General features: G+C 64.6%; 25 protein-coding genes and 2 tRNA genes. 15 read left to right on the top strand and 12 right to left on the bottom strand.

What is annotated here, in order from left to right; translation table 11 throughout:
- Window positions 1–79: 79 nt before the first annotated feature.
- A complete protein-coding gene (gene coxB, locus NJQ98_RS09235) occupies window positions 80–865 on the bottom strand; it encodes a cytochrome c oxidase subunit II (RefSeq protein ID WP_262177984.1) in 786 nt (261 codons plus the stop codon).
- A gap of 160 nt (window positions 866–1,025) precedes the next feature.
- Here coxB and NJQ98_RS09230 point away from each other — a divergent pair, with 160 nt between their 5' ends.
- Window positions 1,026–3,293, top strand: coding sequence for a DUF6789 family protein (locus NJQ98_RS09230; RefSeq protein WP_262177983.1), 2,268 nt, complete (start codon window positions 1,026–1,028; stop codon window positions 3,291–3,293).
- Window position 3,294: 1 nt separating this feature from the next.
- Window positions 3,295–3,804: a DUF7979 domain-containing protein gene (locus tag NJQ98_RS09225; RefSeq protein ID WP_262177982.1), complete on the top strand. Its 510-nt coding sequence runs from the start codon at window positions 3,295–3,297 to the stop codon at window positions 3,802–3,804.
- Window positions 3,805–3,844: 40 nt separating this feature from the next.
- On the opposite strand, the gene NJQ98_RS09220 is transcribed toward NJQ98_RS09225, so the two are convergent.
- The 4 genes from NJQ98_RS09220 to NJQ98_RS09205 all read right to left on the bottom strand — a co-directional run bounded on the left by NJQ98_RS09220 (window position 3,845) and on the right by NJQ98_RS09205 (window position 8,254).
- Window positions 3,845–4,651, bottom strand: a complete 807-nt coding sequence (locus NJQ98_RS09220; protein ID WP_262177981.1) for a cytochrome c oxidase subunit 3 — start codon at window positions 4,649–4,651, stop codon at window positions 3,845–3,847.
- Window positions 4,652–4,803: 152 nt separating this feature from the next.
- Window positions 4,804–7,071: a CDC48 family AAA ATPase gene (locus tag NJQ98_RS09215; RefSeq protein ID WP_262177980.1), complete on the bottom strand. Its 2,268-nt coding sequence runs from the start codon at window positions 7,069–7,071 to the stop codon at window positions 4,804–4,806.
- Window positions 7,072–7,317 (bottom strand): DUF7127 family protein, encoded by a 246-nt coding sequence (locus NJQ98_RS09210; RefSeq protein ID WP_262177979.1) that lies wholly within the window; start codon window positions 7,315–7,317, stop codon window positions 7,072–7,074.
- Between the two features lie 247 nt (window positions 7,318–7,564).
- Window positions 7,565–8,254 (bottom strand): protein sorting system archaetidylserine synthase, encoded by a 690-nt coding sequence (locus NJQ98_RS09205; protein ID WP_262177978.1) that lies wholly within the window; start codon window positions 8,252–8,254, stop codon window positions 7,565–7,567.
- A 165-nt stretch (window positions 8,255–8,419) separates the two neighbouring features.
- Between NJQ98_RS09205 and NJQ98_RS09200 the strand changes: the two genes are divergently transcribed.
- Complete coding sequence (locus NJQ98_RS09200; RefSeq protein ID WP_262177977.1) at window positions 8,420–8,944, top strand: DUF7504 family protein; 525 nt, start codon at window positions 8,420–8,422, stop codon at window positions 8,942–8,944.
- Window positions 8,945–8,973: 29 nt separating this feature from the next.
- Here the strand turns inward: NJQ98_RS09200 and NJQ98_RS09195 are convergent, their stop codons facing one another.
- Window positions 8,974–9,414, bottom strand: coding sequence for an SRPBCC domain-containing protein (locus NJQ98_RS09195; RefSeq protein ID WP_262177976.1), 441 nt, complete (start codon window positions 9,412–9,414; stop codon window positions 8,974–8,976).
- Between the two features lie 121 nt (window positions 9,415–9,535).
- On the opposite strand from NJQ98_RS09195, the gene NJQ98_RS09190 reads away from it, so the two are divergent.
- Complete coding sequence (locus tag NJQ98_RS09190; RefSeq protein ID WP_262177975.1) at window positions 9,536–9,841, top strand: PRC-barrel domain-containing protein; 306 nt, start codon at window positions 9,536–9,538, stop codon at window positions 9,839–9,841.
- On the opposite strand, the gene NJQ98_RS09185 is transcribed toward NJQ98_RS09190, so the two are convergent.
- The gene (locus tag NJQ98_RS09185) at window positions 9,838–11,292 is read right to left on the bottom strand and encodes a DHH family phosphoesterase (protein ID WP_262177974.1); all 1,455 of its coding nucleotides are present in this window, start codon (window positions 11,290–11,292) and stop codon (window positions 9,838–9,840) included. The two genes, NJQ98_RS09190 and NJQ98_RS09185, sit on opposite strands and share 4 nt — an antisense overlap.
- 169 nt (window positions 11,293–11,461) lie before the next feature.
- On the opposite strand from NJQ98_RS09185, the gene NJQ98_RS09180 reads away from it, so the two are divergent.
- Window positions 11,462–12,490 carry a hypothetical protein gene (locus NJQ98_RS09180; RefSeq protein ID WP_262177973.1) on the top strand — a complete coding sequence of 343 codons (1,029 nt, stop codon included), beginning with the start codon at window positions 11,462–11,464 and terminating at the stop codon, window positions 12,488–12,490.
- Window positions 12,491–12,596: 106 nt separating this feature from the next.
- A tRNA-Lys gene (locus NJQ98_RS09175) sits at window positions 12,597–12,670 on the top strand.
- A gap of 231 nt (window positions 12,671–12,901) precedes the next feature.
- Here NJQ98_RS09175 and NJQ98_RS09170 read toward each other — a convergent pair.
- A complete protein-coding gene (locus NJQ98_RS09170; RefSeq protein ID WP_262177972.1) occupies window positions 12,902–13,339 on the bottom strand; it encodes a GNAT family N-acetyltransferase in 438 nt (145 codons plus the stop codon).
- 104 nt (window positions 13,340–13,443) lie between these two features.
- On the bottom strand, window positions 13,444–14,928 hold the full coding sequence (guaB, locus tag NJQ98_RS09165; RefSeq protein WP_262177971.1) for an IMP dehydrogenase: 1,485 nt from the start codon (window positions 14,926–14,928) through the stop codon (window positions 13,444–13,446).
- 410 nt (window positions 14,929–15,338) lie between these two features.
- Here guaB and NJQ98_RS09160 point away from each other — a divergent pair, with 410 nt between their 5' ends.
- The 6 genes from NJQ98_RS09160 to NJQ98_RS09140 all read left to right on the top strand — a co-directional run bounded on the left by NJQ98_RS09160 (window position 15,339) and on the right by NJQ98_RS09140 (window position 18,768).
- Complete coding sequence (locus NJQ98_RS09160; protein ID WP_262177970.1) at window positions 15,339–16,226, top strand: DUF5794 domain-containing protein; 888 nt, start codon at window positions 15,339–15,341, stop codon at window positions 16,224–16,226.
- Window positions 16,227–16,475: 249 nt separating this feature from the next.
- Window positions 16,476–16,703, top strand: coding sequence for a DUF5795 family protein (locus NJQ98_RS09155; RefSeq protein WP_262177969.1), 228 nt, complete (start codon window positions 16,476–16,478; stop codon window positions 16,701–16,703).
- A gap of 50 nt (window positions 16,704–16,753) precedes the next feature.
- Window positions 16,754–16,933, top strand: a tRNA-Trp gene (locus NJQ98_RS09150).
- A 109-nt stretch (window positions 16,934–17,042) separates the two neighbouring features.
- Entirely contained in the window at window positions 17,043–17,264 is a 222-nt protein-coding gene (locus NJQ98_RS09145; RefSeq protein ID WP_262177968.1) for a hypothetical protein, read from the top strand.
- A 331-nt stretch (window positions 17,265–17,595) separates the two neighbouring features.
- Window positions 17,596–17,910 (top strand): DUF8148 domain-containing protein, encoded by a 315-nt coding sequence (locus tag NJQ98_RS19220; RefSeq protein WP_489146075.1) that lies wholly within the window; start codon window positions 17,596–17,598, stop codon window positions 17,908–17,910.
- A gap of 462 nt (window positions 17,911–18,372) precedes the next feature.
- On the top strand, window positions 18,373–18,768 hold the full coding sequence (locus NJQ98_RS09140) for a type IV pilin domain-containing protein (protein ID WP_262177967.1): 396 nt from the start codon (window positions 18,373–18,375) through the stop codon (window positions 18,766–18,768).
- Window positions 18,769–19,034: 266 nt separating this feature from the next.
- Here NJQ98_RS09140 and NJQ98_RS09135 read toward each other — a convergent pair whose 3' ends face one another.
- Window positions 19,035–19,394 (bottom strand): DUF7522 family protein, encoded by a 360-nt coding sequence (locus NJQ98_RS09135; RefSeq protein WP_262177966.1) that lies wholly within the window; start codon window positions 19,392–19,394, stop codon window positions 19,035–19,037.
- Between the two features lie 195 nt (window positions 19,395–19,589).
- On the opposite strand from NJQ98_RS09135, the gene NJQ98_RS09130 reads away from it, so the two are divergent.
- Together NJQ98_RS09130 and dinB are read left to right on the top strand one after the other, a co-directional pair.
- Entirely contained in the window at window positions 19,590–20,990 is a 1,401-nt protein-coding gene (locus tag NJQ98_RS09130; protein ID WP_262177965.1) for an FAD-dependent oxidoreductase, read from the top strand.
- Between the two features lie 304 nt (window positions 20,991–21,294).
- On the top strand, window positions 21,295–22,623 hold the full coding sequence (gene dinB / locus NJQ98_RS09125; protein ID WP_262177964.1) for a DNA polymerase IV: 1,329 nt from the start codon (window positions 21,295–21,297) through the stop codon (window positions 22,621–22,623).
- Window positions 22,624–22,639: 16 nt separating this feature from the next.
- On the opposite strand, the gene NJQ98_RS09120 is transcribed toward dinB, so the two are convergent.
- Window positions 22,640–22,987 carry a hypothetical protein gene (locus NJQ98_RS09120; RefSeq protein ID WP_262177963.1) on the bottom strand — a complete coding sequence of 116 codons (348 nt, stop codon included), beginning with the start codon at window positions 22,985–22,987 and terminating at the stop codon, window positions 22,640–22,642.
- Window positions 22,988–23,121: 134 nt separating this feature from the next.
- On the opposite strand from NJQ98_RS09120, the gene NJQ98_RS09115 reads away from it, so the two are divergent.
- Complete coding sequence (locus NJQ98_RS09115; RefSeq protein WP_262177962.1) at window positions 23,122–24,921, top strand: helicase HerA domain-containing protein; 1,800 nt, start codon at window positions 23,122–23,124, stop codon at window positions 24,919–24,921.
- 7 nt (window positions 24,922–24,928) lie between these two features.
- Here NJQ98_RS09115 and NJQ98_RS09110 read toward each other — a convergent pair whose 3' ends face one another.
- A complete protein-coding gene (locus tag NJQ98_RS09110; RefSeq protein WP_262177961.1) occupies window positions 24,929–25,972 on the bottom strand; it encodes a PAS domain-containing sensor histidine kinase in 1,044 nt (347 codons plus the stop codon).
- Window positions 25,973–25,983: the final 11 nt, after the last annotated feature.

Raw genomic sequence — 25,983 nt, 5'->3', positions numbered from 1 at the left:
GAAGTGGGTTGTGAACTGGCTCTTTCAACTGTCTCACGGCGAGCCACGGCGGAGCCGACGTGGCGGTGACCGGCCGGCTTCAGGCCGTCTGTGTGGCGGACGCGGTGGTATTTCCGCCGTCGGTCGCGTTCACCCCGTCGGGCGCGGCCGTGGAGTTTCCGCTCCCGCGTTGCTCGTCGAGCCAGGCGTCGTAATCGGACTGGCTCAGGACGACGACGTCGGCCTGCATCCGCGCGTGGCCCGACCCACACAGCTCCGCGCAGTAGAGCTTATACGTGCCTGTCTCGGTCGGGCGGGTCATGGCAATCGTCTCCTGGTTCGGGAAGATGTCCTGTTTGACCCCCAGCTCCGGTATGAAAAACGAGTGGATGACGTCGCTCGATGTCATCGTGAACCGAACGTCGGTGTTGTTCGGCAGGTAGAGCGTTTCGCTCGTCGTCACGTTCGAGTCGGGGTAGCCGAACTCGTACCCCCACTGGTAGGTGAGGACGTCTATCTCGGCCTCGTCGGCGACGCCCTCGCCGGTCGCATCGGCCGCGACAGGCGAGATATAGGGGTTCGCCAGCACGAAGAAGCCGGAGACGCCGACGAACACGAGGATGGCACCGGTCGCCGCGGTCCAGGTGACCTCAAGCGCCGGGTCGTCGACGGTGGGTCGGGGGGTGTCGTTGTTGTGGAACCGGTAGATGGCGTAGACGAGCATCAGCTCCACGAACAGCGTCAGGGGCAGGGCGACGTACAGCAGCTGTTCGTTCAGCTCGTCGATAGTGGCCCTGTTGACCGACTGGGCCGCTGCCGGCGTACTGAGCGCTACTGCGCCGAGAGCGAGGACACAAAGCCAGGACAGTGCGCGACTGAGGCGCATTGGAAACAGCTACCGGTGGAAGTATAATATAGTTTGGCCAACCAGTTTTGGCGGTCTCGTCCCACCCCCGCGTAGTTTTATGTCGGTGGAACTATGAGAATCGAGTAATGCTTTCGGCGACCGGGCCAGTGACTACCGCGGCGCTCGCGACCCCGCGTCGATGCTGAACCGCGCCGTAATCGAAGGGGGCGCGCTCGCGTTGCTCGCCCTGAGCATCGTCGCTATCTGGCTCCGGGCCCGCCACGAGGCCCGGCCCGCCAGTGACGGCGGCTACCTCTCGCGCGAGGGGGTGCGGTTCGAACTCGGCCGCCTCCAGGACGAGGCGTTGCGCTGGCTGACGACGACGAACCACCGGGAGATCGGCCTCCTCTACATCGCTTTCGGGACGGTCGCCGCCCTCTGGGGCGGGACGGACGCGATGATGCTCCGCACCGAGCTGTTGACGCCGCCCGCCGACATCTGGACGCCGGAGACGTACAACGCACTCTTCACCACCCACGGGCTGACGATGCTCATCTTCTTCGTCCTGCCCGTCTTCTTCGGCATCGGGAACTACTTCCTCCCGCTGCTCATCGGGGCCGACGACATGGCGTTTCCCCGCGTCAACGCCATCGGCTTCTGGCTGCTCCCGCCCGCGCTGTTGATGGCCCGCTTTGGCCTCCTCGTCCAGATAGGCGGGCAGGTTCTCAGCGTCTTCCTCCCGGCGGAGCGGATTGCGTTTTTCCTGTCCCTCCGGGAGGTCAGCGTCGGCTGGACGCTGTACGCGCCCCTCTCCGTCGTCCAACCCAATCCGCAGATAGACCTCCTGTTGCTCGGGCTGCACCTGAGCGGTATCGCGACAACGGTCGGCGCCATCAACTTCATCGCGACGGTCGTCTACGAGCGCGCTGACGACGTGAACTGGAGCAACCTCGACATCTTCTCCTGGAACATGCTGGTGACGAGTTCCATCGCGCTGTTCGCGTTCCCGCTGCTGGGGAGCGCCCTGGTGATGCTCCTGCTGGACCGGAATCTCGGGACCACCTTCTTCACGACCGAAGGCGGCGGACCGATTCTCTGGCAGCACCTGTTCTGGTTCTGGGGCCACCCGGAGGTCTACATCCTCTTCCTGCCGGCGACGGGGCTGATGAGCCTCATCCTCCCGAAGTTCGTCGGCCGCAAACTGTTTGGCTACCAGTTCATCGTCTACTCGACGCTGGGGCTGGCCGTGATGTCATTCGGCGTCTGGGCCCACCACATGTTCACCACGAGCGTCGACCCGCGACTCAAGGCCTCGTTCATGGCCATCTCCATCGCTATCGCCGTCCCGAGCGCCATCAAGGTGTTCAACTGGCTGACCACGATGTGGGACGGGAATATCAGGCTCTCGGCGCCGTTTATCCTCTGTGCCGGTGGCATCGGGACGTTCATCATCGGCGGCGTCACCGGCGTCTTCCTCGCGGTCATCCCCGTCGACATCCTCTATCACGGGACCTACTACGTCGTGGGCCACTTCCACCTCATCGTCGTCGGCATCATCCCGATGCTGATGATAGCCTCGTCGTACTACTGGTACCCCATCCTCACGGGCCGGTGGTACGACAGGCGGCTGGCGAAGTTCCAGTCCGGACTGCTCATCGTCGGCGCGTTCGTCACGTTCATGGTTTTGCTGGTCATCGGCGGCCTGGGACTGCCCCGACGCCAGGCCATCTACCCGCCGGAGTACCAGCTCGCCCAGCAGATAGCCACCGTCGGAGGCTACGTCGTCGGCCTCTCGGCCGTGATGTGGCTCTACAACATGCTGGTGTCGTACTGGCGCGGCGAGGTGGTCCGGACGACCGACCCGTGGAACCTGAAGGCGACGAACCAGTTCACTCGGGAGTGGCAGTGGTTCGAGGCGCGGATGGTCGAGAAGTACGACATGGAACCGGCCCAGCCGGAGACTACCCGGCGGTCGTACGCGCCCGAGCTGCAGCCGATGGGGCTGCTCGGCGGGGTCGGTACCGTCGCCCAGAACGTCTACCGGAACGCCTCGATGGCGGCCGTGGCCGGGTTTACCGGCACGTTCCTGATGACCGGCGGCATCGGTACCGCCATCGTCATCGGCGTGCTCGACCCCGCCTCCTTCGCCGAGATATCGGAGCTGGTGGGGCTGGGGACGAGCCAGCTCATCGGTGCAGTGCTCTTCCTCGTCGCCGGCACCGTCGTCTGGCCGCTCCTCTTTCTCTCGTTCCAGGAGTTCCTGCCCGGCCGGCGGATGTTCGAGACGGGGTTGGTGTTCGCGACGCTGGTCGCGACAGGGTTCTCCGTCGCGTTCTACACCGACCAGGAGGGACTGGCCTTCCTGGGGTACCTGGCCTTCGTCTTCGTCGCCCACTGGGCGTACGGGCTCGGCCTGGCAGTGACCTTCCAGTTCCTCCGGTCCCGTCGGACCGACGTGGGGGCCTGAGATGAGCGACGAGTCCGTCCTCTTTACCTACGTCGCCCCGTTCGTCGGCGTCCTGCTCATCGCCGTCGGTATCGGCGGCGCGGTCCCGGGCGGTTACGCCATCATCCAGGAGGACATCACCACCTGTGACCAGCCCACGATAGCGGTCGAAAGCCCCGAGGAGACCGCCCAGCGGTTCGACGGACCGGCGCCGAACTTGCCGCGAATACAGTACGGCGACCTCTCGACGGCCGAACAGGCGGCGTTCGACGAAGCGCTGGCGTCCCCCCGCGGGGAAGCCCGCGTCTCCGGTGAGTTCCCGAACGGAGACACCTTCCGGGACGGCGTTATCGTCCGCAAGGACGGGGAACGCCACTACGTCACCGTGGTCGCGGAGAACCCCTGCTTCGTCGCGCCCGAACTCCAGTTCCCGCTGGGCGTGTTCGCCATCATCTTCGGCGTCGTCGGCGTTCTCAGCCCGCCGATCTACCGGAAGCTCGTCGAACTGGAGGACGGGGCGAACGTGACGTGACTGGGCGGACGCGTCTCGCCGTGGGCTCTGTCGAGCGCGTCTACACCGACGCGCCGACGTAGAGGGCGAGGACGAGGAAGAGCCACACCGCGTCGACGAAGTGCCAGTACAGCGAGGTCGTTCTGATGGCGGTGTCGTGGCCCGGGCCGTACTCGCCCCGGAGCGACCGGCCGAAGGCGATGGCGATGAGTACGACGCCCAGCGCGACGTGGAGCCCGTGGAGTCCGGTGAGCCCGTAGAACGCGCTCCCGAGGACGCCGCTGGTCAGCGAGAACCCCTCGACGACGAGCAGTTCGTAGTACTCGTAGCCCTGCCCGACGAGGAAGACGACCCCCAGCGCCAGCGTCGCCCCTAGCAGGCCCAGGAACTTCCTGCGGTCGCCCGCTTCGAGCGCGTGGTGGCCGTAGTGGATGGTGAAACTGCTGGCGACCAGCAGGGCGGTGTTGACGAAGACGAGCGGGGTCAGGAGTTCGTGGCTCGTCTCCCAGGCTCCGGCCCGGACGAACGCGTAGTAGATAAAGCCCGCCGAGAACGTGGACACGTCCGAGGCCAGAAAGAGTATCATCGTCGTCCTGTAGCGGTCCGCGTGGCCGCCGTGGCCGGCGGCCGGTCCGACGAACGCCTCGTAGGCCCAGCCGAACAGGCCGACGAGCAGTCCCAGGGCGCCGACGACGGCGAGCCCCGCGGGGATGACAACCGGGACGAGGTCGAGCCCGACGAAGAAGAAGCCGGCGCCGAGATACAGCAGCCCGGCGCCGACGGCCGCGATGAGGGGCCAGCGGCTCCGGTGTTCGTGGCCCTCTCCCTCCTCGGCGTGACCGCCAGCGGAGTCCAGCCACCCGGACATTACCGTAGTGTGCGGACGCTGACGTTAAATAAGTGGTCGAGTGAATGTCACGATTGAGAGAAGCGGTGCGGCAAATCGGCCGTTCCAGTGGGATTATTATCGCCGGAAGCGCCCACAGCGCAGCGAAGCGCCGCGAGAGCGCCCGAGCGGTCCTACTGGAACGTCCGGCTGACCTTGTCCTCTTCGAGGTCGGGCTCGGCCGTGTCGAACCGCTGTTCTATCTCGTCGTACTGCTCGCGGGTCTCCTCGGTGACGCTGGGGCCGACTTCCGTGAGCGCGTGCTCGAAGTGGTCCATCGTCACGCGGACGTTGGAGACCGAGTCGCCGATGTCCTCGGGGTCCACGCTGTTGATGAACTCCCGGGTCGCGGCCATCGACGCCTCGCGGCAGACGGCCTCGATGTCGGCGCCGACGTAGCCGTCGGTCCGGCGGGCCAGGCTGTCGAGGTCGATGCCGTCGGCCAGCGGTTTGTCGCGGGTGTGGACCACGAAGATGGCCCGTCGGGCCTCCTCGTCGGGCACCGGGACGTGGACGTGACGGTCCAGTCGGCCCGGGCGCAGCAGTGCGCTGTCGATGAGGTCGGGTCGGTTCGTCGTCGCGACGACGACCACGTCCTCCATCTCCTCGATGCCGTCGAGTTCGGTCAGCAGCTGTGAGACGACCCGTTCGCCGACGCCGGAGTCGGTCTGTCCGCCGCCGCGTTCGCCGGCGATGGAGTCGATCTCGTCGAAGAACACCACCGTCGGGGCGTTCTCGCGGGCCTTGGCGAACACTTCGCGAACGCCCTTCTCGGACTCTCCCACGAACTTGTTCAGCAGCTCGGGGCCCTTCACGGAGATGAAGTTCGACTGGGCCTCGTTTGCGACGGCCTTCGCCAGCAGGGTCTTCCCCGTGCCGGGCGGACCGTACAGCAACACGCCCTTCGCGGCGTTGAGGTCCATCGCTTCGAAGACGGAGCCGTACTCCAGGGGCCACTGGATGGTCTCGCGGAGCCGCTCCTTGGTGTCCTCCAGTCCGCCGACGGAGTCCCAGGTCACGTCCGGGACCTCGACGAAGACCTCGCGGAGCGCGGAGGGCTCGATGCCCTTCATCGCGTCCTTCACGTCGTCGTCGGTGATCTCCAGTCGCTCAAGGACCTCGGCGTCTATCTCCTCGGATTCGAGGTCGAGCTCCGGGCGGATGCGCCGGAGCGCGTTCATCGCGCTCTCCTTGGTCAGCGTGGCCAGGTCCGCGCCGACGAAGCCGTGGGTGTTCTCGGCGTAGCTGTCGATGTCGATCTTCTCGGAGAGGGGCATCCCGCGGGTGTGGACCTGCAGGATCTCCTTGCGCCCCTCCTTGTCCGGGACGCCGATCTCGATCTCGCGGTCGAAGCGGCCACCGCGCCGGAGCGCGGGGTCGATGGCGTCGATTCGGTTGGTCGCGCCGATGACGATGACCTGGCCGCGCTCTTCGAGCCCGTCCATCAGGGAGAGGAGCTGGGCGACGACGCGCCGTTCCACGTCCCCCTGGGTCTCACCCCGCTTGGGTGCGATGGAGTCTATCTCGTCGATGAAGACGATGGCCGGCGAGTTCTCCTCGGCCTCCTCGAAGACCTCACGGAGCTGCTCCTCGCTCTCGCCGTAGTACTTCGACATTATCTCCGGGCCGGAGATGGTCGTGAAGTACGCGTCTATCTCGTTGGCGACGGCTTTCGCCATCAGGGTCTTCCCGGTGCCGGGCGGGCCGTGGAGCAGGACGCCTTTCGGCGGCTCGATGCCGAGCTGCTGGAACAGCTCGGGGTGGCGCATCGGCAGCTCTATCATCTCGCGGACCTGCTCCAGCTCGTCGTCGAGGCCGCCGATGTCCTCGTAGGCCACGTCGGGCGAATCGGGGCTCGCTGCGCCCTCGCCTTCGCCCTCACGTATCTGTTCGGCGGGCTTCTCGCTGACCTGAATCTCCGTCGAGTCGGTGATGACGACTGTCCCGGAGGGGGCCGTCTCTGCGATGCGGAGCGGAATCTTCTGGCCCGACATCGACGAGAGCGGGCCGAGCCCGAAGCTCACGGGCACGGTCTGGCCCTGCGTGACGGCCTGCCCGCTGAGGTTGTTACGAATCATCGGGCCGACGTTGCCCCGAACGCGGAGGTTCTGGGGCAGGGCGACCGTGACGCTGGTCGCGGGCTTGACGTCGGCCTTCTCGACGGTGACGTTGTCGTCGATACCGACGCCGGCCTCCTGGCGGAGCTGACCGTCGATGCGGACGATGCCCTTGCTGTCGTCCTCGGGGTAGCCCGGCCACACACGCGCGACCGCTCGGCTCTGTCCCTCGAGGACGATGTAGTCGCCGTTCTCCAAGTCCATCTCGTCCATCGCGGCCCGGTCGATGGCCGCGAGGCCGCGTCCCGCGTCTTTCTGCTTGAGTGGTTTGACTGTTAGTTTCATCTAGTGTGCCTCCTCCGTTGACAGTTCGATAGTGAGGATCCCATTGTTGATAAACGCATGTGCGTCGCTGTCGTCCGGCAGGGGTTGTTCGTGTTGCTCGTCGCCGGTGACGAGAATCACCGTGTCGTCGACGACGTCCACGCTGGTGTCGTCGGAGACACCCACGTCCGCAGCGAGCACGACGGCGTCGTCGTACTCGAATCGGCGAACGGACATCTCGTCGAACAACTGTTGGTCTGTGTTCATGCTAACTATAGGTAAGTGCGATAAGTATATAAACCTTTCGTCGAAAACCGGCAGACTACGCCGAATCGGAGTTAGTTGCTTGAATGCGGTTCACACCGAGCCGTTACGCCGCGCGGCCTCTTATTCGCTTGGCTCGTGTGCGCGTGCGGATGGAAGATACCCGCCTCGTCCAAAGTCATACGACTGGCAAATCTGAGCGGCCGGGCCGTTCGACGATGCCGTCGGGCGGCGACCGGTCGATGGGGCGCTACTCGCCCGCCCAGTAGTAGCGCGGCCCGAGGGCGAGAAACAGCAGGGCGATGACGAGCATGAGCCGCGGAGCAGCGCGACCGACGGCGGTCGGGGCGACGACGGCCCCGAAGAGAACGACGCCCATCGGCCCCACCGTCCTGACCCCCGGCTTGGGGTAGTCGAACGGCGAGACCTGTGCGACCGCGAGGACGGCCGCACCGACCGCGATGACGGCGGGATGGGTGACGCCGGCGAGATAGGCCGTCGCCAGCAGTATCGCCCCGAGCGAGTTCGGCATCCCGGGCCGCTCCTCGGCCCCGTCGAAGTACGTGGTGTAGAAGGCGGTCCGGATGATGGAGAAGACGGCGTACAGCGAGGCGACCGCGACGACGGCGACGGTTACGAGGGGCGCGGACTCGCCGACGCCGCCGTAGCTCGACCGCACCACGACGTAGACGAACAGACTCGGCGTGACGCCGAACGAGACCACGTCCGTGATGGAGTCGAGCAGGGGACCGACGTCGGAACTCTCCCCGTTGCGCGCCGCGATTCCGTCGAGCGCGTCGATGATAACCGACAACAGCACGAGCCGCGCGGCCAGGTGGAGGTCGGCAAACGCCACCACGCCGGCGGCAAAGCCGACGACCGCGTTACACAGCGTCACGGCGTCGGCCCGGCTGAGTCGTCGCTGCACCCTGAAGCCCATGGTTGGCGGTGGACCACCGCCTACATGAAAGAGTCGAAACCCGCTCGGGACGAACTGTCCGCCGCTCTCACACAAGCTATTTATATGCCTCAGTAGACGATTCCGAACGAGAGCAGTACCAATGTGGGGGAGTATCGAGGGGGCCGAAGAGCGAGGTGTCACACAGTGAGTGCCAACGGGGCGTCGAACTCCCTCTCGCTGCCCCGAGGTGAACAGGCCCTCCTGTCGCTCCCGTCGATGGCGTCACCGTTTGGCTTCCTTCCGGACGGCGCCACCCGCAATCTTGTCGTCGTCTCCTCGGAGCCGCCGACGGCCGTCGCCGACCGGCTGGAGAGCGCGGGCGTCGAACTGGGCGCCGCCGCCCAGATTCCTATCTCGGGGGCCGAGACGGCCTACGACGGGCCGATGTGGACCTGTGACCCCCTGGTGCCGGACGACCTGACCGGGCTGAGCATGCGCCTCTCGCGGGCCTTCGAATCCCTCGGGAGCGGGTATCTCCTGATGGAGAACCTCAACGTCTTCCTCATGTACGCCACCGACAAGCGGGTCATCCGCTTTCTGGACCACCTGACGGGGCTGGCGGGGGACCACGACATCACCGGCATCTACGCGTTGGAGCGGTCCTCCGTCGACGCTGACACCTACGACCGGCTCCGGCCTCGCTTCGACACCGAGCTCGACCGGCGCTGAGCCTTTCTCCGCCCGGAGGCGATACCTCCCTACCGCAGTTCCCCGTCACGGAGCGCGACGGCCCGGCGGCGCAGGCCCACGTTCATCTGCTCGAACCCGCGGCGGATTCGCCGCTCGAACCGGCTGACGACCGGCCCGGCCATCGCCCCGCTGAACTGTTCACGCTGGACGAACCGCGTTTGCCCGTCTTCGAGCGGTTCGAGCAGGAACGCGTGCTCGGCCTCGATTCCGAACAACCGCGAGCGCCAGCGCAGCACCCGGCCGGGCTCGACGGCGACGATTTCCGGCGAGATGGGGACGGTCGGAAGCCCCGGAATCGAGAGCCGAGCGGTGACGGTTTCGCCGACCGCGTACTTGCCACTGACCGACAGCAGCGTGTTCCACTGCGGGTACGCCTCGGTGTCGGTCAACACCGCCCAGACGGTCTCGGGAGCGGCCGGGATATCGACGGCGACGCTGACCTCTGGCATCGGCCGGCTATTGGGCGGCGCAGTGAAAAACCCCCGGCTCCCGGATACTCAAGGTCACGACCGAAGACGTCCGTCTGACGCGCAATGAACATTTAATACCCGCCCGGTACTCTGGAGCGGTATGGAAACTGAGAAGATTCCTCAGGAGATTACGACGCTGGTGGGTCGGGAAGTCTATTCGAAAAACGGGGTCTTCGTCGGCGAAGTCGAAGATATCCGGCTCGACCTGGACCGACAGACGGTCACCGGGCTGGCGCTTCACCAGCTGAACACCGAACTGTTCGACGCCGAGACGGGGAGCGCTCGCGGGGCCATCATCCCGTATCGGTGGGTACAGGCCGTCGGCGACGTGGTCATCGTCAACGAAATCGTGGAACGGCTCCACCAGGCCGACGAGGAGACCGACGAAGAAGAGGTCCCGGCCTAGTTCCCGTTCGACCCTTCGCCGCTGTCGACGCCCATCGCCTCGAACAGTTTTCCTTTCACGGCTTCCTCGGTCAGCTCTAGCAGCGTGTCGCGGTTGTCGTCGGAGGTGTCGAGCCCGGTGAAGATGCCCAGCGGAATCTCGACGCTCGCGTCCGTCGAGTGGCCCGCGGTCTCGCCCATCTCGCCGAAGGCGTCCGCGAGCACCTTGCCGATGTTCATCCGGATGTCCTTCGACCGGGCGGCCAGATAGATGGTATCGTCGGCGATGGCGAACACCGCAGTCGTGGTGATGCCCTCCAAATTGAGGAGGTGCTGGGCCGCTTGCGACAGGGCGTCACGGTCGCGGATGAACCCCGCGTTCGAGACGAGGTGGCTCCCCTGGACCTCGCGGTTCCGGATGGCCTCGGCGAGGACGTCCAGCGTCTCCGGGCTCATCGACGGCGACTCGACCTGTTCCAGGGTGTCGTGGTCGGCGAAGGGATAGAGGTAGGCGGCGGCGGTCAGGTCCGCCGGGGTCGTGTCTCGTTTGAAGTCCAGCGTCTCGGCCCGAATCCCGTACAGCAGCGCCGTGGCGACCGTCTGGTCGAGCGTGAGGTCCAGCTCCTGGATGTACTTCGTGAGGATGGTCGAGGTGGCCGAGACGTTCGGTCGGATATCCGAGAAGGCGGCGTCGTACTCCTCGTCGTGCTCGTAGTGGTCGATGATGATGTCGATGTCGTCGACGCTCAGCTCGCCGCCTTTCGCCACGTCGACCAGCGCGAACGTGTCGAACTCGTCCAGGTCGACCTCCTCGCGGGAGGTCAGTTCGATGCCGAGCAGGTTCACGAACGCCCGGTTCTCCTGGTGGCCGATTTCGCCCTCGTAGACGATGTCGGCCTCGACGTCCCGGCTCTCCGCGATGGCCCGCAGGGCGGCCGCCGAGGCGATGGAGTCCGGGTCCGGCGAGCGGTGGACGAGAATCGCCATCCGCTCCTCGGTGGCGTCGATGACGTCGCCGAGCTGGGAGGCCTTGTACTCCAGTTCGCCGGTCTCCAGGGCTCGCAGCGCCGAGTCAGCGATGACCGCCGAGGGGTTGATGACGACGTCGGCGCCCAGTTCGGTCAGTTCGTCGGCCGAGACGGGGTCGTCCGCACGGGCGACGATGAACTGCTCGCCGTCGGCCGCACGGATATTACGCACCGCCTCCGCGTTTGCGGTCACGTCCGAGGACATGATGAGAATGACGTCCCGGTCCCCGACCGTCTCTGCCACGTGTTCGTCGGAGATGTCGCCGTGCTGGGCGTTGAGGTCCTGGTCACGGAGCGCCTCGACGCGCCCCTCGTCGGCGTCCAGAATAAGCACGTCCTTCCCCTCGTCTACGAGTTCCTCCGCCACAGCGTGTCCCACGCTCCCACAGCCCAGGATGGCGTAGGTCGACATCGACGCCATCGTAATGCCACTGGCAGCACTCATTGAGAAGGGGTGAGGTCGGGACACACTTATATTACACCGTCTCCTGTCCGATTTCGATGAGCGCCCTAACGTCGATTTGTCCGGACCGACCCGTAGTAATTCGCTCCTATCCGGTGTAATTAGGGAGAGTAGTAAACACTATAAGAATGTAACCGAACAAGAGTTGATAATGTCTGAAAAGATTACACGACGCAAGTTGCTGCGGGTGGGAGCAGGGACGGCCGCGCTCGGCGCCGTCGGGAGCCTCTCGGGATGTAGTGCGGTTCAGGACCTCATCCCGGGCGGAGGCGGCGGCCTCGGCAGCTACACGAACTGGGTGTATGCGCCTGACACGTTCAAGAGCGACCGCGAGGGCATCACCGGTTCGGCCAACAGCTACACGAACCTCTTCTCGAACAGCGATAACCTCAGCGAGATTGCCGTGCTGAGCGCGAAGGGCAATAGCTACCCCGACCTCGGCATCAACGTCGAAGACGTCTCGATGGAGCTGAATCTCCCGGACGGCCGCGTTATCACGGGCTCGTTCGACACCGAGGCGGTCAAGTCCGAGCTCACTGCCGAGGCGGTCGCTACGCCGACGCCGTCTGGCTTCGGTAGCAGTTCCGGAAACAGCGGCAGCACACAGTACGAGTCCGACTCCACGTACAACGACTACGAGATATACGTCCAGGCAGAGCCCGAAGAATCGCCGAACGCCATCGCTGTCGGCGACGGCACCATCATCGAGGCACAGCGAGCCCCGAACGCCACGAACGAGGCCTCCCCGGTCTCCGCCCCCGATGTCGTCGAGGGAATGATCGACGCCGGCACGGAGGGCACGGACCGATACGTGGACAGCAACGACACGTTCAGCACGCTCACCGACACGCTCAACAACGGCGTTCGGGTCACCTTCACCGTCCGAGCGAACGAAATCGGTTCCGACAACGGCGCCGACGAGAACATCTCCGCGGGTCGGTTCGATGGCGTCGTCGCCCAGGGCCAGGCCGACTCCATCAACGGCGACACGACCGAGTCGCAGTACGTCTTCGTCTACGACAGCGAGGGCGACGTGAACGAAGGCGACATCCAGGAGTGGATCGAGGCAAACGACACCGGTAACGGCTCGCTGTCCAACCTCGACGACCTCACCGTCAGCACCGACGGCAACACGGCCACGGTAACCGGGACCCGAGACACGCTCGAGTACGGCATCTGAACTGCCGACGCAAGTGGCCGGTCGCCGGTTCCCGGCCACCGTCGTCCCGCCGTCGGGCAACCGAAAGGAAACGTATATACAAACCCCTCCGTAACCAAGATACGCAGGGCCGGTAGCTCAGTCTGGCAGAGCGACGGCCTCTTAAGCCGTCGGTCGAGGGTTCAAATCCCTTCCGGCCCGTACAACGTCCTGTCGAACGCGGTGTGACGTGGACTGAACTGGGCGGAAAGGTTTGAATCAGGGAGGAGCCTCGCTCCGACCGTGGTTCAAATCCCTTCGGCCCCCTGCTTCGAAAACTGCGAGTGGCGATGCTGCTGTGGAGCGGTTTGCTTATGGGGAGCAGTCACTTCACGGTCGTTCGAATCCCGTCCGACCTGCTTCCGACTGGCGCCCAGCAGACCCGACACGCGCTCAGTCGAGTGACTTGACCATCTCGACGTGCGGGATGCCGGCCTCCTCGAACTGCTCGCCGTCCGTTTCGTAGCCGAGTCGCTCGTAGAACGCCGCGACCCGCAGCTGGCCGTGCAGGAACGCCGATGTTGCGCCCCGCTCGCGGGCCCTCGATTCGGCGATATCCATCACTTCCGTGCCCAACCCCTCACCGCGGTAGGCGTCGAGAACGGCGACGCGTTCGATTCGGACGGTCGTCGCTTCGACGAGGCGGAACCGCGCCGTCGCGACCGGCTCGCCGTCGTCGGTGATGACGACGTGGGTCGCGACCTCGTCCTTCTCGTCCATCTCGTCGGCTTCGTCGACGCCTTGCTCCTCGATGAAGACCGCTCGGCGGACCGCTCGGGCCATCTCACCGACGGACGCGTTCCCGCCCACGTGTGTTTCATACGAGGTCATCTCTCTGACTCTCCTGTGTCGTACCGTGTTTCGCACTCTCCGGCGTTCTCTGGACGCGCCCGCCCGCAGACGGAGCTCTACGTCTGGAGCCGGCCGCCCGTCAGTTAGCTGTCGGGGCTGTAGTTGGGCGCCTCGTCCGTGATCATCACGTCGTGGGGGTGGCTCTCCTGCTGGCCGGCCGCGGAGACGCGGACGAACTCCGAGCGCTCCTTGAACTCGGGGATGGTCTCGGCGCCGACGTAGCCCATGCCCGACTGCATCCCGCCGACGAGCTGGTGGAGTTCGGAGGCCAGCGACCCCTTGTACGGCGTCGCGGCTTCGACGCCCTCGGGGACGTAGTCCTCGTCCTCGTCGTCCTCCTTGAGGTAGCGCTCGCCGCCGCCCTCGTTCATCGCGCCGACGGAGCCCATGCCGCGGTACTGCTTGTACTTCTTGCCGTTCATCTGGATGACCCGGCCGGGAGCTTCGTCCGTGCCGGCGAAGTACGAGCCGAGCATCACCGCGTCCGCGCCGGCCGCGATGGCCTTGATGGCGTCGCCGGAGTACCGGATACCGCCGTCGGCGATGACGGGCACGTCGTGCTGGCTGGCCACGTCGGCGACCTGGGCGACGGCCGTTATCTGGGGCATGCCGGCGCCGGTGACGACGCGGGTGGTACAGATAGAGCCCGGCCCGATACCGACTTTCACGCCGTCGGCGAAGTCGACGACGGCCTCGGCGGCCTCGCTGGTGCCGACGTTACCGACGACGACGTCGGCCTCGACAGTCTCCTTGATTTCCCGGGCGCTGTCGATGACGTTCGCGTTGTGGGCGTGCGCACAGTCGATAAAGAGGACGTCCGCGCCCGCCTCGTCGGCGGTCTCGGCGCGGTCGACCTCGAACGGGCCGACGGCGGCGCCGACGCGGAGGTGACCGTCAGGGTCGCGGGCGGCGTCGTCGTACTCACGCCGCTTGAGGACGCCACGCATCGTGATGAGCCCGGCCAGTCGGTTCTCCTCGTCGACGATGGGGACGCGCTCTATCTTGTGGTCGTACATCAGTTCGAGCGCTTCCCGCGGGGTCACGTCTTCCGAGGCGGTGATGACCTCGTCGGTCATCGCCTCGGTGACCGCGTCGGACTCGCCGACTTCGAGGTACGGTCGGATGTCGGTCCCGGAGATGATACCCAGAACCTCCCCGGTCTCGTCGTCGACGACCGGAGCACCGGAGACGCCCTTGCGGTCCATCATCCGGTCGACCTCCCGGACGGTCTGTTCGGGGTGGGCCGTTACCACGTCGCGGATGATGAGCTCGTCGTAGCGCTTGACGCGCTCGATTTCGTTGGCCATCTCGTCGTCGTCCATGTTGCGGTGGAGGACGCCCAGCCCGCCCTGGCGGGCCATCGCGATGGCCATGTCACTCTCGGTGACGGTGTCCATCGCGGCTGTGAGCACGGGCACGTTCAAATCGACGTTCTTCGAGACACGCGTCGCGGTGTCGGCCTCGTCAGGTTCGACACGGGACTCTTTCGGTCGCAGCAGTACGTCGTCGAATGTCAGCGACTCCGGAACGCGGAGTTTCTCGGAGAAGGGCTCGGAATCGTTCGCCATGTAAGTCGTCCATGACCGTCGGCAAAAAACGTTGCGAGACTCGTATGCACTGTGGTAGACTCGCATGCCGTGACTCTGTACGCGGGCCCGGAAACCGCCGCTGATAGCATGCGATTCGTTCCCAAATTACGACAATCTGCTACGCTCGTCCAATTACCGAGCGGTAAATCAGACGTTTCCCGTCGTGTGGTCCCGATTCTCACACAACGCTTATACTCTCTAGAAAGTTAATTATAGACATGCGCTGCTCCCATTCCACCAGCGACCACACCGACCGGCAAACCGCGCGTGCCACGGCGTCGGCAAACACATTTTCGGTGGGCTTTGGGAAGCGGAACTGGCAGTCCGCCAGTACCGACGACGCAGCAGCCACTGCCGGGGAATCGGGGTATCCCCATCCCTAGTCGTCGATGAGTAGCTCCAGACACCCGGTCGCCCTCGACATAGAGCGGCAGGTCGGTCGCGGCGGCCGACTGCTCGCGACGGTCATGGGACTACCTCTCGTGGACGGTATCTTCCCCGTCCTCGTCCTCGCGGGTGCGCTCACGACGTGGTCCGGCATGCTCGAAGTGGGTCTGCTCGTGTTTGGCGGCTCCGCGATGGTCGCCGTCGTCCTCGCGGAGATGGACGGTTCGCCCCGTCAGCAGGCCAAGGTAGTGTTGCTCATCGGCGCCGTGTTGATTCCGGTGGCGATACTCGAAGCGGCCATCGCACCGACGATAGCCGGCGTCGTCCGCCTCGCCACGTTCGAGCGCTTTGCCGGTATCGTCATCATGGCTATCGCGGCCCAGACCGCAAGCGCCCGCATCGGTGAGTTGCTTCCCCGGCCCGCCGTCATCGTCGGTCTCGGTCTCCTGGCAAGCATAGACCCTGCCGGCGCAACGCTGGTCGTCGATGCCGACCCCGAAATGCTCGCTCGGGCCGCCGGGACCGCCGGCATCGGCGTCGGGTTCGCGCTCGTCGTCGCGCTCGCCAGCCCGTGGCTGCGCAACGCCGTGGACATCGACCGCTTTCGGTTCGGCAGCGCCGTCGCACTGGGCGTGCTCGCGCTCTCCGTGCTCGGCCTCCTCCCGACCGAGGCCCCGGTCGCGCTGGCCGTCCTCGGCGTTACCGCACTGCTCTCGTTCGACCCGGAGAACGCCCGCGAGCGACACCAGGAGTACCACCCCGACAGCGTCGACCTGACCGCCGCCTTCTCCGACGGCGGCGCATCGCAGGGTGTCGCGGCCGACGAGCGCACCGACGACGGCGCCGCCGTGGAGTACGACCCCGACCAGGAACGCGCCCCGTGGCTCTAGGACGGCTCGTCGTGGCTACGGGCGACTCACGGCTATCGTTGCCCCCACCGGCGTAGCCGTTGGAAAGGGATGCCCGCCTGATTATACGAACACGGTGTAGTCGAGGATGTACGCGTCGACTACACCGAGACTGATCACAGCGGGAACCTCACAACCACGCCGTCCAGCCAACGCCACAGGTGAAGTTACGGACTCTCTCATCCCGGCCCGGAGGGGAAGCTTTAGGCGGCCGACGCTCCGCTGTCCGGTATGGCTGACAACCGCGTAGTCCAGGGGCGCATGCAGACCCCCGAGAGCCTCGCCGAACTCATCGAAGGCGAGAGCGTGATGGACGCAGAGCCGATCGAAGACGCCGACCGAGACTGCCCGGACTGTGGCGAGAACGTCCTCGCCGTCGGGTACATGCCGTCGGCGCTAGAGTTCGTCACGGGCTACAAGTGCCAGGAGTGTGACTGGTCCGAGACCGACCGGGACTAGCGTCCTACAATCGAAATCCCTTTACAACTAATCGGCATACGACGGAGTGCGGGGTCGTGGCCTAGTCCGGGAAGGCGGCTGACTCCAGAGGCCACGCGCCAGGGACGACATCCGAGGGCTGATATACTGAGCGACCGGCTGATCACCGACTCGCGACGATGACCCTCTGGAGTTCCGAGGCGCTGGTTGGAGATATCAGCCGATCGGGGGTTCAAATCCCTCCGACCCCATTCCGTTCTTTAACTTTTCTAAAGATAGCAGACATGTAGGCGCTGTTTTCGGCAATTTCAGAAACGCCGCATTTCATACTAGTAATTCTGATAGGTCGGGGTGGTCGGCGTGACTCACATCGTCGAGCGCGACGATTGGCAGCGTGAGGAATACAACCGTGTAGAGCGTGCACTCGCAGAAGGCCGCTTCTGGGAACGTGTCCAGCCCGAAGATATCGGATTCTGGGATGCGTTCGACTCTATACTCCTTGCGAACTACCCGGAATCTCGCTTCGAGGAAGAGGAGCCACAAACCCGGCTTGCAGATTTTGGAGGAGGTGCGTCGGCATGACTCAGTGGACCGAATACGTCCACTATCGCTGTGAGAACTGCAGCGAAATCTGTATCAACCACAGCTCCACCGACCGCGCAGAACTCTCGGTCTGTGTAGACTGCTACCGCGATCTCCCCGACTCTCTCCTTGCGTCTGCACTCGAGGGCACGCAATCACCAGCTGCTCCAGCCGCCACAAGGGCGCGACTGAGTGGAGCGCCCACACGGGACGACCGGAGGGAGGACCCACCCCAACGCGACAACCCGGAACCTACTGGAAGCCCGGAACGTGGGCGCGGTGCTGCGCGGCCCCGCGGCAACAGTGATGACTCCTCTTCTGAGTCCTTCTGATGAGTGCCGTCGAACCACCGGGACATCTGAGCGGTCTCGACCCCGCGGATAGATGTAATACTCCTGCCTTAGCAGACCTCCTCGAAAAGCGTGACCTCCTCAGTCACGGTCAGCTCCTTGATGGGACACTCACAGAACGGGCTGAAGCACGTGTACGCGTAGCGAAGTTCATAGCGGCAACCAGAGGTATACTACTAACGCATTTCGTCTCCTACGCGTCAAAGGAGTCTCTTCAGAGAGCTGCGAGCGTGTCGATGGGTCAGACTCGGACATCAGTTTGCTTACCACCTCGTCAAAGGCTTTGTCGCACCTGAACATCCCTATGTGCAGATATCGTACTCTTTAGTGGCCCTTTCCGTAACTCCGACAGCTTACCTTATTCACTAGGTTACAGAAGGTATTACTCAATGAATCGGGCAAAATTAGACAACTACAACAGGAAATTTCGGGTAACAATCTAACAAGGTCGGATTCAATACACAATGACCTTTGGGGCTGCTAAAGAACAGTATTTTTCCTTATTTTAACTATTATAAATTTAATTTTCAGCATACTATTACAAAGATGTCAGATTTATTCTTATGATTTGAATTTATTGAAGGGGGAATTGTGACTTTTAAATAGAAGAAATGTGGCGCATCAAATCGTACCTGATGGAAAAATTACATTCCAATACACCGTTCAAGCCCCTTTTTGACCTCTTCAACACGGTTTGCCAGGCCAGTTAATAGTAAAGTAACTAGCTTTATACCAGATACTCTCCATTAAGTGACTAGATGAAACTCAAGAAGTTACTCTCTGATGACAATGCTGTGTCACCAGTCATTGGTGTCATCCTCATGGTCGCAATCACGGTTATACTAGCAGCGGTAATTGCATCGTTCGTGCTCGGAATTGGGGATTCTACCTCAACTGCGGCACCGCAGGTAAGTGTTGATTGTAACTTCCCAAGTGCCGCAGGTAATGTAGCTGCCACGAATACTATGGTCCACGCTGGTGGAGACAACCTTAATCCGGACCAACTCAGCGTGAACAGCGGTAGTTTGAAAGGCTCTCCTTCGGGAGGGACATTTTCGTCAGGAGAAACAATCGCTGAAGGTATCAATCGGGGCGCGAAGCTTGTCTGGTCGAATCCGAATGGGGGTAGCTCAAACGTCATCGGTCAGTGCTAACCCGGAATCTACTTTTTTCGCGGAGTAAACCTCTCTCCCTTCCTTCGCTTAGATTTGGCATACCTATACCGTCCATTAGGGGAGAAGTTAGCCCATGTACGCCCACTCAGTTTGTATAGATTGGCCAGAGGTCGGTGGTATGGTCAGGGGGACCATGCTTGGTCGGAATTTTAATCAGGGCGAGTAGACACTAAAGTTCTCGAATGACGACGTAGCTCATGTTTCGTCCCGCTCCGGCCGAACGGTGTTCCTCTGAGACAGCCCGGTCAGAACTCAGACGTAAGCTCGCTTTCCTTGCAGATACTGACGAACGAATTCAGCGACAGCATCGTCTCGGGCTCGATAGAGATGAACACGCCCTGCATCGGGCCACGGACGAAGTGAAAGCACATCGCCTCCTCGAAGCTGTGCATCGTGCAGTTGAGCTGACCGACCTGAAAGACGCTTTCGAGATACTCGGTGCCCATCCCCTCCAGAATAAGTTCCTCGTGAATCTTCTCGAAAATCCGCGGTTTGGCTTTGATGTCTTCCCGCTCGTAGCGGAGGGCCCACTCGGATTCCTCGTAGGAGGCAACGGCCCTGAGATTGTCGCCAATCTGTTCCTGGAGGTCCGCGACGAGGGACATGTCGGTATAGTTGACTGGTAATGCAAATAAATATACTGACTGGGCCGGTCAGCCGGCGATAGCTGTGTTCCCGTCCGTCAGGCCCGCGGCGTTACACGGTTAGTCGATGTTCGATTCGATGATTGTAGAAATACACTCGGAAAAATATGAGTTATGAGTCTGGAGCGCACGGGTAGGCATAGCGAGAGTCAAACAATGTCAGGGAAATACGATCTGGTTATCGTCGGCGGGGGAATCAGCGGGGCATCGCTCTTGTACACGACCGCGAAGTTCACCGATATCGACTCTATCGCACTCGTCGAGAAGGAAGACGAAGTCGCGGCTATCAACTCGCATCACACGAACAACTCCCAGACGCTGCATTTCGGCGACATCGAGACGAACTACACCCTCGAGAAGGCGGAGGAGGTCAAGGAGGGCGCGGAGCTTCTGGCGGGGTATCTGGAGAACCACGACCCGGACCGCGAGATGCACGCCAAGCGGTCGAAGATGGTGCTTGCGGTGGGCGAAGACGAGGTCCCACAGCTCGAGGAGCGCTACCACGAGGAGGGCTTTGGCGACCTGTTCCCGAAGCTCCGACCCATCGGGCGCGACGAGATAGCGGACATCGAACCGAAGGTCCTGGAGGGGCGCGACCCCGACGTCGACATGCTCGCCCTGCAGACGCCGGACGGCTACGTCGTCGACTACGGCATGACGACGAAGTCCTTCGTCGAGCAGGCCGAAGAGGAGGCGAACGTCGACGTCTTCACCGGGACGGAGGTAACGGACATCACGCCGACCCTCGACGGGTACACCATCGAAACCACGGAGGGCCGCTTCGACTGTGACGCGACCGTCGTCGCCGCCGGCTCCCACAGCCTCCAGATGGCCAAGGAACTCGGCTACGGGCAGGACAAGGTCCTGCTCCCCGTCGCGGGTAGTTTCTTCCTGGCCGACGACCTGCTGAACGGGAAAGTGTACACCCTACAGATGAAGAAGCTCCCGTTCGCGGCGGTCCACGGCGACGCCGACGTTCACGACGCCTCCATCACTCGCTTCGGCCCGACCGCGAAGCTCGTCCCCGCCCTGGAGCGGGGGAACATCTCGACTGTCTCCGATTTCCTCGACGTGTTCGGGCTGAACGCGGCGGCGTTCCTCAGCTACGCCAACATCCTCTCGGACAAGGTGTTGCTCCCCTACGTCCTCCGGAACCTGCTCTATGACCTCCCCGAGGTCGGACCGCGGCAGTTCCTCCCCCACGTCCAGAAGGTCGTCCCGAGCGTCGAACTGGACGACATCGAGCGCGCCAAGGGGTACGGCGGCGTGCGGCCGCAGATTGTGGACACGAAGGCCAAGTCCCTGGACATGGGCGAAGCGAAAATCGTCGGCGACGACGTCATCTTCAACATCACGCCGTCGCCGGGGGCGTCGACGTGTCTCAAGAACGCGATGCGGGACACCCACACGCTGCTCGAGTTCCTCGACGGCGAGTACGAGTTCGACGAGGCGGCGTTCCGCGAGGCGACCATCGGGAACTTCCCCTACGGCGAGGGCGCCGAGGCGCCGAGCGCCGGTTCCGAGGGCGCCGAGGAAGTGCACGCGACGGACGACTGACGGGCCCGTTCCCCTGCCTACGTGTTCCCGGGCCGCCGCCGTAGCGGCCCATCACCGACCGCTCGATTCGAGCGGGCGACGACAGCGCGGTCGTACAGGCCAGACGCGCAACCGTCGGGTACCAACGGGGTGACGGCAACGAACGTCGGAACGGAAAAGTTCATGCTACGACCACGTCACCCCACCGGTGGGGACCTGGTTGTGGCATAGTGCACCCACCAGTTCCCCCGATACACCGACCGACCAGCGCTGTGGCCGCCCGGCGGACGGAGGGGTTTTTACCGACCACGTGTATCCACCCGGCATGGACGCCACGCGACTGCCCGGGACCGCCCGCCCCGACCAGGTGGTCGCCCACGTCGACATCGACTGTTTCTACGCGGCCTGCGAACGGCGTCGGGACCCGTCGCTTTCCGGCGAGCCGCTGGTCGTCGGGATGGGGTACGAGGGCGGCGAGACACACGGCGCCGTCGCCACGGCGAGCTACGAGGCCCGCGAGTACGGCGTCGAATCCGCGATGGCCATCTCCGAGGCGCTCGAACGGCTCCCCCGGCGAGCGGACGCCGACGACGAGGTCGACACCGGCATCTACCGACCGGTCGACATGGACTACTACGAGTCGGTCGCCGCGGAGATAAAAGAAATTCTCCACGCCGAGAGCGACACCGTTCGGGAGGTCAGTATCGATGAGGCGTACCTCGATATCACGGAGGCCGTTGGCTGGGACGGCGCCGCGTCCTGGGCCAGCGACCTGCGAGCGACCATCGAGTCCGAGGTCGGCGTCGTCGCGAGCGTCGGCGTCGCCCCGACGATGAGCGCCGCGAAGGTCGCAAGCGACCGCGAGAAACCCGACGGGCTCGTCGTGGTCGAACCGGGCGAGGTGCGGGACTTCTTCGCCGACCTCCCCGTAGACGAGGTCCACGGCGTCGGCCCCGTGACCGCCCGACAGCTCGGCGAAATCGGCGTCGAGACCGCCGGCGACCTCGCCGACGCCGACCCCGAGGCCCTCGAAGGCCGCTTCGGCGAGCGCGGCCGGGAGATACGGCGCTACGCCCGGGGGGAGGACACGCGGGAAGTCACCCCTCGGGGCGACCCCAAGAGCCTCTCCCGCGAGTCCGCGTTCACCGAGGCCGTCGAGGAGGCCGAGGCGAAACAACAGAAGGTCACAACGCTTGCGCGGGCAGTCGCGGACCGCGCCGGCCGGAAGGGCGCCCGCTACCAGACCGTCGGCATCAAGGTGGTCGAACCGCCCTTCGACGTGAACACCCGCGCTCGGTCGCTGCCCGGCCCCGTCGCCGACGCCGACCTGGTGGAGTCCATCGCCCTCGACCTGCTCGGCGAGTTCACAGAGCGGCCGGTCCGGAAGCTCGGCGTGCGCGTCTCCAACCTGGACTTCTCGGCCGGCGAACAGGTCAGTCTCGGCGGATTCGAGTCGGGGGCCGGGGCGGACGCCGCGGCCGAGACGGACGCCGGCGAAGCGACCACCGATGCTGGGGAGTCGACGGCCGACGGGCAGGCGAGCCTGACTGCCTTCGACGGCGAGAGCTCCGCCGGGGACACGGACAGCGCGGCACCGGATGACGATGCGGACGACATCGAGGGACAGGCCTCGCTCGGCGACTTCCTCGGGTAGTGCCGGTTACGTACGCTCAGGAGACCCCGTTCTCCAGATTCTCAAGGAGCTTGCCCACGAACAGCCCCGCACGCGGCGAGATGGTGTCCGCTTCGGGAACGGTCGTGGGATGGGCCGCGAGCGTCTCGACGAACTGCTCGCTGTGAGTCATCGCCGAGAGCATGTCCACCACGTCGACGACGAGCCCCTCGTCATCGGTGTCCATCTCGGGGTAGCGGTCTTTCTGGCTCTCGGCATAGGTGATAGTCCAGGCCGGGCCGCCGACCGCCGAGACGATGTCGTCTATCGGGCCGACGGCCAGCCGGCCCTCGGGCGTTCCGACGTAGACGGTCTCGCCTTCGACGAACGTCTCGTAGCGTGTCATCTAGTCCCATCCCCGCGTTCGCGTACAACGACAGGGGCCACCATCATAGCCCTTGCTCACGGACACATCAGCCCGCTGACGCCCGTCTGACGGAGAGTTATGGGGCCAGCGGTGCTTTCACCGGACAAGAACGCATGGCCGAGACTGAACACATCACCGTGGCCGACACGAGCGCCGGGCCCGGCGGGATGGAAGACCCCGGGCTGTCCGTCGATATCCCGGTGGTGGAGCTGCTGACCGGGCGCGGCTTTATCACCGGCAAGTCCGGCTCCGGCAAGTCAAACACCGCCAGCGTCGTCGCGGAGAAGCTCCTGGACAACGGCTTCGGCCTGCTCATCGTCGACATCGACGGGGAGTACTACGGGCTCAAGGAGGAGTACGAGATACTCCACGTCGGCGGCGACGAGGAGTGTGACATCCAGGTCACCGAGGAACACGCCGGCAAGATTGCCTCGCTCGCGCTGGAACAGAACGTCCCCATCATCCTCGACGTCTCCTCGTTTCTCGACGAGGACGAAGCCGAGAGCCTGCTGACCGAGGTGGCAAAGCAGCTGTTCGCCAAGGCGAAAAAGCAGAAACAGCCGTTCCTCATGCTCGTCGAGGAGTGCCACGAGTGGATTCCCGAACAGGGGTCGATGGGCGAGGTCGGCAAGATGCTCATCAAGATCGGGAAGCGCGGCCGGAAACACGGGCTGGGCATCGTCGGCATCAGCCAGCGGCCGGCCGACGTGAAGAAGGACTACATCACCCAGTGTGACTGGCTCGTCTGGCACCGGCTCACCTGGAACAACGACACGAAGGTGGTCGGGCGCATCCTCGACAGCCAGTACGCCGACGCCGTCGAGGACTTAGACGACGGCGAAGCGTTCATGATGACCGACTGGGCCGAGCAGGTCCGCCGGGTGCAGTTCCACCGCAAGCAGACCTTCGACGCCGGCGCGACGCCGGGGCTGGACGACTTCGAGCGGCCCGAACTCAAGTCCGTCAGCGAGGACCTGGTCTCGGAGCTCGAAACCATCAGCGAGGAGAAGCAGGCCACGGAGAACCGCATCAAGGAGCTGCGCGAGGAACTGGACAAGAAGAACTCCCGCATCGCGGAGCTGGAGACCGAACTCCAGGACGCCAGGGACCTCCAGCGGATGGCAGAGCAGTTCACCGACGCGCTGCTGGGCCACGTCGAGGGGGCCAACCCCGGTCGGACCGCGAAAGACGAGATGCGACGGACGCGCGAGTGGCAGCAGGGCGAAGCCGAACCGGCCGCCGACTCGACCGGACCGGCCGCCGATGCCGACGCCGAAGCCGCGTCGTCTGAGGCGGCCGACGACACCGAGCCCGACACGACCTCCGGGGGCGGCTTCGGGGACGCGTTCAGCGCCTTCGCCGACGACGGTGTGGCGATGAACGGCGGCAGCGAGAGCACAAACGGCTCGGCCGCCTCTGCGGGCGAAGGGCCGGACGATGCCGCGACGAACGGTGAAAACCCGTCCGGGGAGCCGACACAGGGCAGCTCCGATGCGGCCCTGGAGGCGGCACTCGCGGCGGTCGCCGAGGACGACTCGGCGGCTGACACGGAGGCCGACGGGGAGTCGAACGAATCAGACGCCGACAGGCCCGCCGTCGTCCGCGACATCGAGGGCGACATCGCGGACCTGGAGGACAAGACCCGGCGGATGCTCGCGTACTACCGGGAGCACGGACCGGGGACGCCGCTGAACGCGCACTTCTCCGCCGGCGGCTCGGGCGACCGCACCGCGGCCTACGCCCGGAACCGGACCCTCCGGCTCCGCGGACTCGTCGAACACGTGGGCCGCGGGAAGTACGACTACCGGCTGGCGGCGCTGGTCCGCGAGGAACACGACGGGGACATCGACGACGCGACGGCCGCGAACTACGCCGCACAGATCGAGCGTGCGGTCCTCCAGCCGGCCGACTGAGGACGGTTCAGCCCGTCGGCGTCTCGGGCGGCAGGTAGAAGCTGACCACGTTCCCGCGGTCGTCGGCCCGCTCGAAGGTTATCTCGCCGCCGAGCGACTCGACGGACCACTTCATCACGAAGAGGCCGACCCCCGTGCCGTGGGCGGTGCTGGCGTTCTCGCCCGGGGCGTCGAGCGCCTCTATCTCGACGGCCGGAATCGGCGGGCAGTCGTCCGTCACGCGAATTTCCACCCGGCCGGTGTTTGGCGATTCGTCCACCGTGACAGTGACTGACGGCTCCGGCTCGGTCGCGTGAACGATGCCGTTCTCGACGGCGTGGGACAGCGCCTGTCGGAAGGTCCCGTCTACGTCGAACCACATCGGCGTCGCTTCCTCGACGGTGATATCGGCGTCGGGATACCGCTCTCGGAGCGCGTCGACGGCCTCGCTGGCGGCGGTCGCGGCGCGCTGGCGTTTCCGGTGTGTCCTGTCCGGCGTCGCCGCGCGCTCTATCTGTCGCACCGACTCTGTCATCCGCTCGATGTTGTCGGCGGTCCGGCGTATTGCCTCGGCGTGCTCGCGGAGGCGGTCCGTCCTGTCGACGGCCGCTATCCGCTCGGCCCGGCCCGAGATGACGGTGAGGTCGTTCCGGAGGTTGTGGCGCATGATGCGGGAGAGGAGCCCGATGCGCTGGCTGGCTGCGGTGGAGTCCTCGATGTCGCGGACCTCCGCCAGTACCCGCCGTTCGCCCCCGACCGTGGTGGGCGAGAGGTGGACCTGTACCCACACGAGCGTCCCGTCGGCCCGCTTGACCCGCCAGCGAAATGACTGCGACTCGCCGTCTGCCGCCGCCCGGAACCGCCGGCGGAACCACGCGGGCGAGTGGTCGTACGTGTTGGCGGAGTACTCGTCGACCGAGAGCCGTTTCAGCGCCGATGTCGGGTAGCCGTACAGCGACTCCAGCCGCTCGTTCGCGTCGAGTATCGTCGCGGTCTTCGGGTCGTACAGCGCGACGCCGATGTGCAACTGCTCGTACTGCTCCGGGAGCTCATCGCTGATCTGTACCGACATGTGCTAAGGAG

It is taken from the genome of Haloarcula laminariae (genome assembly GCF_025457605.1).
In the GTDB taxonomy this organism is placed as follows: domain Archaea; phylum Halobacteriota; class Halobacteria; order Halobacteriales; family Haloarculaceae; genus Haloarcula; species Haloarcula laminariae.
Note: the sequence above shows the minus strand (reverse complement) of the source record. Positions and strands in the feature narration are given on the sequence as shown.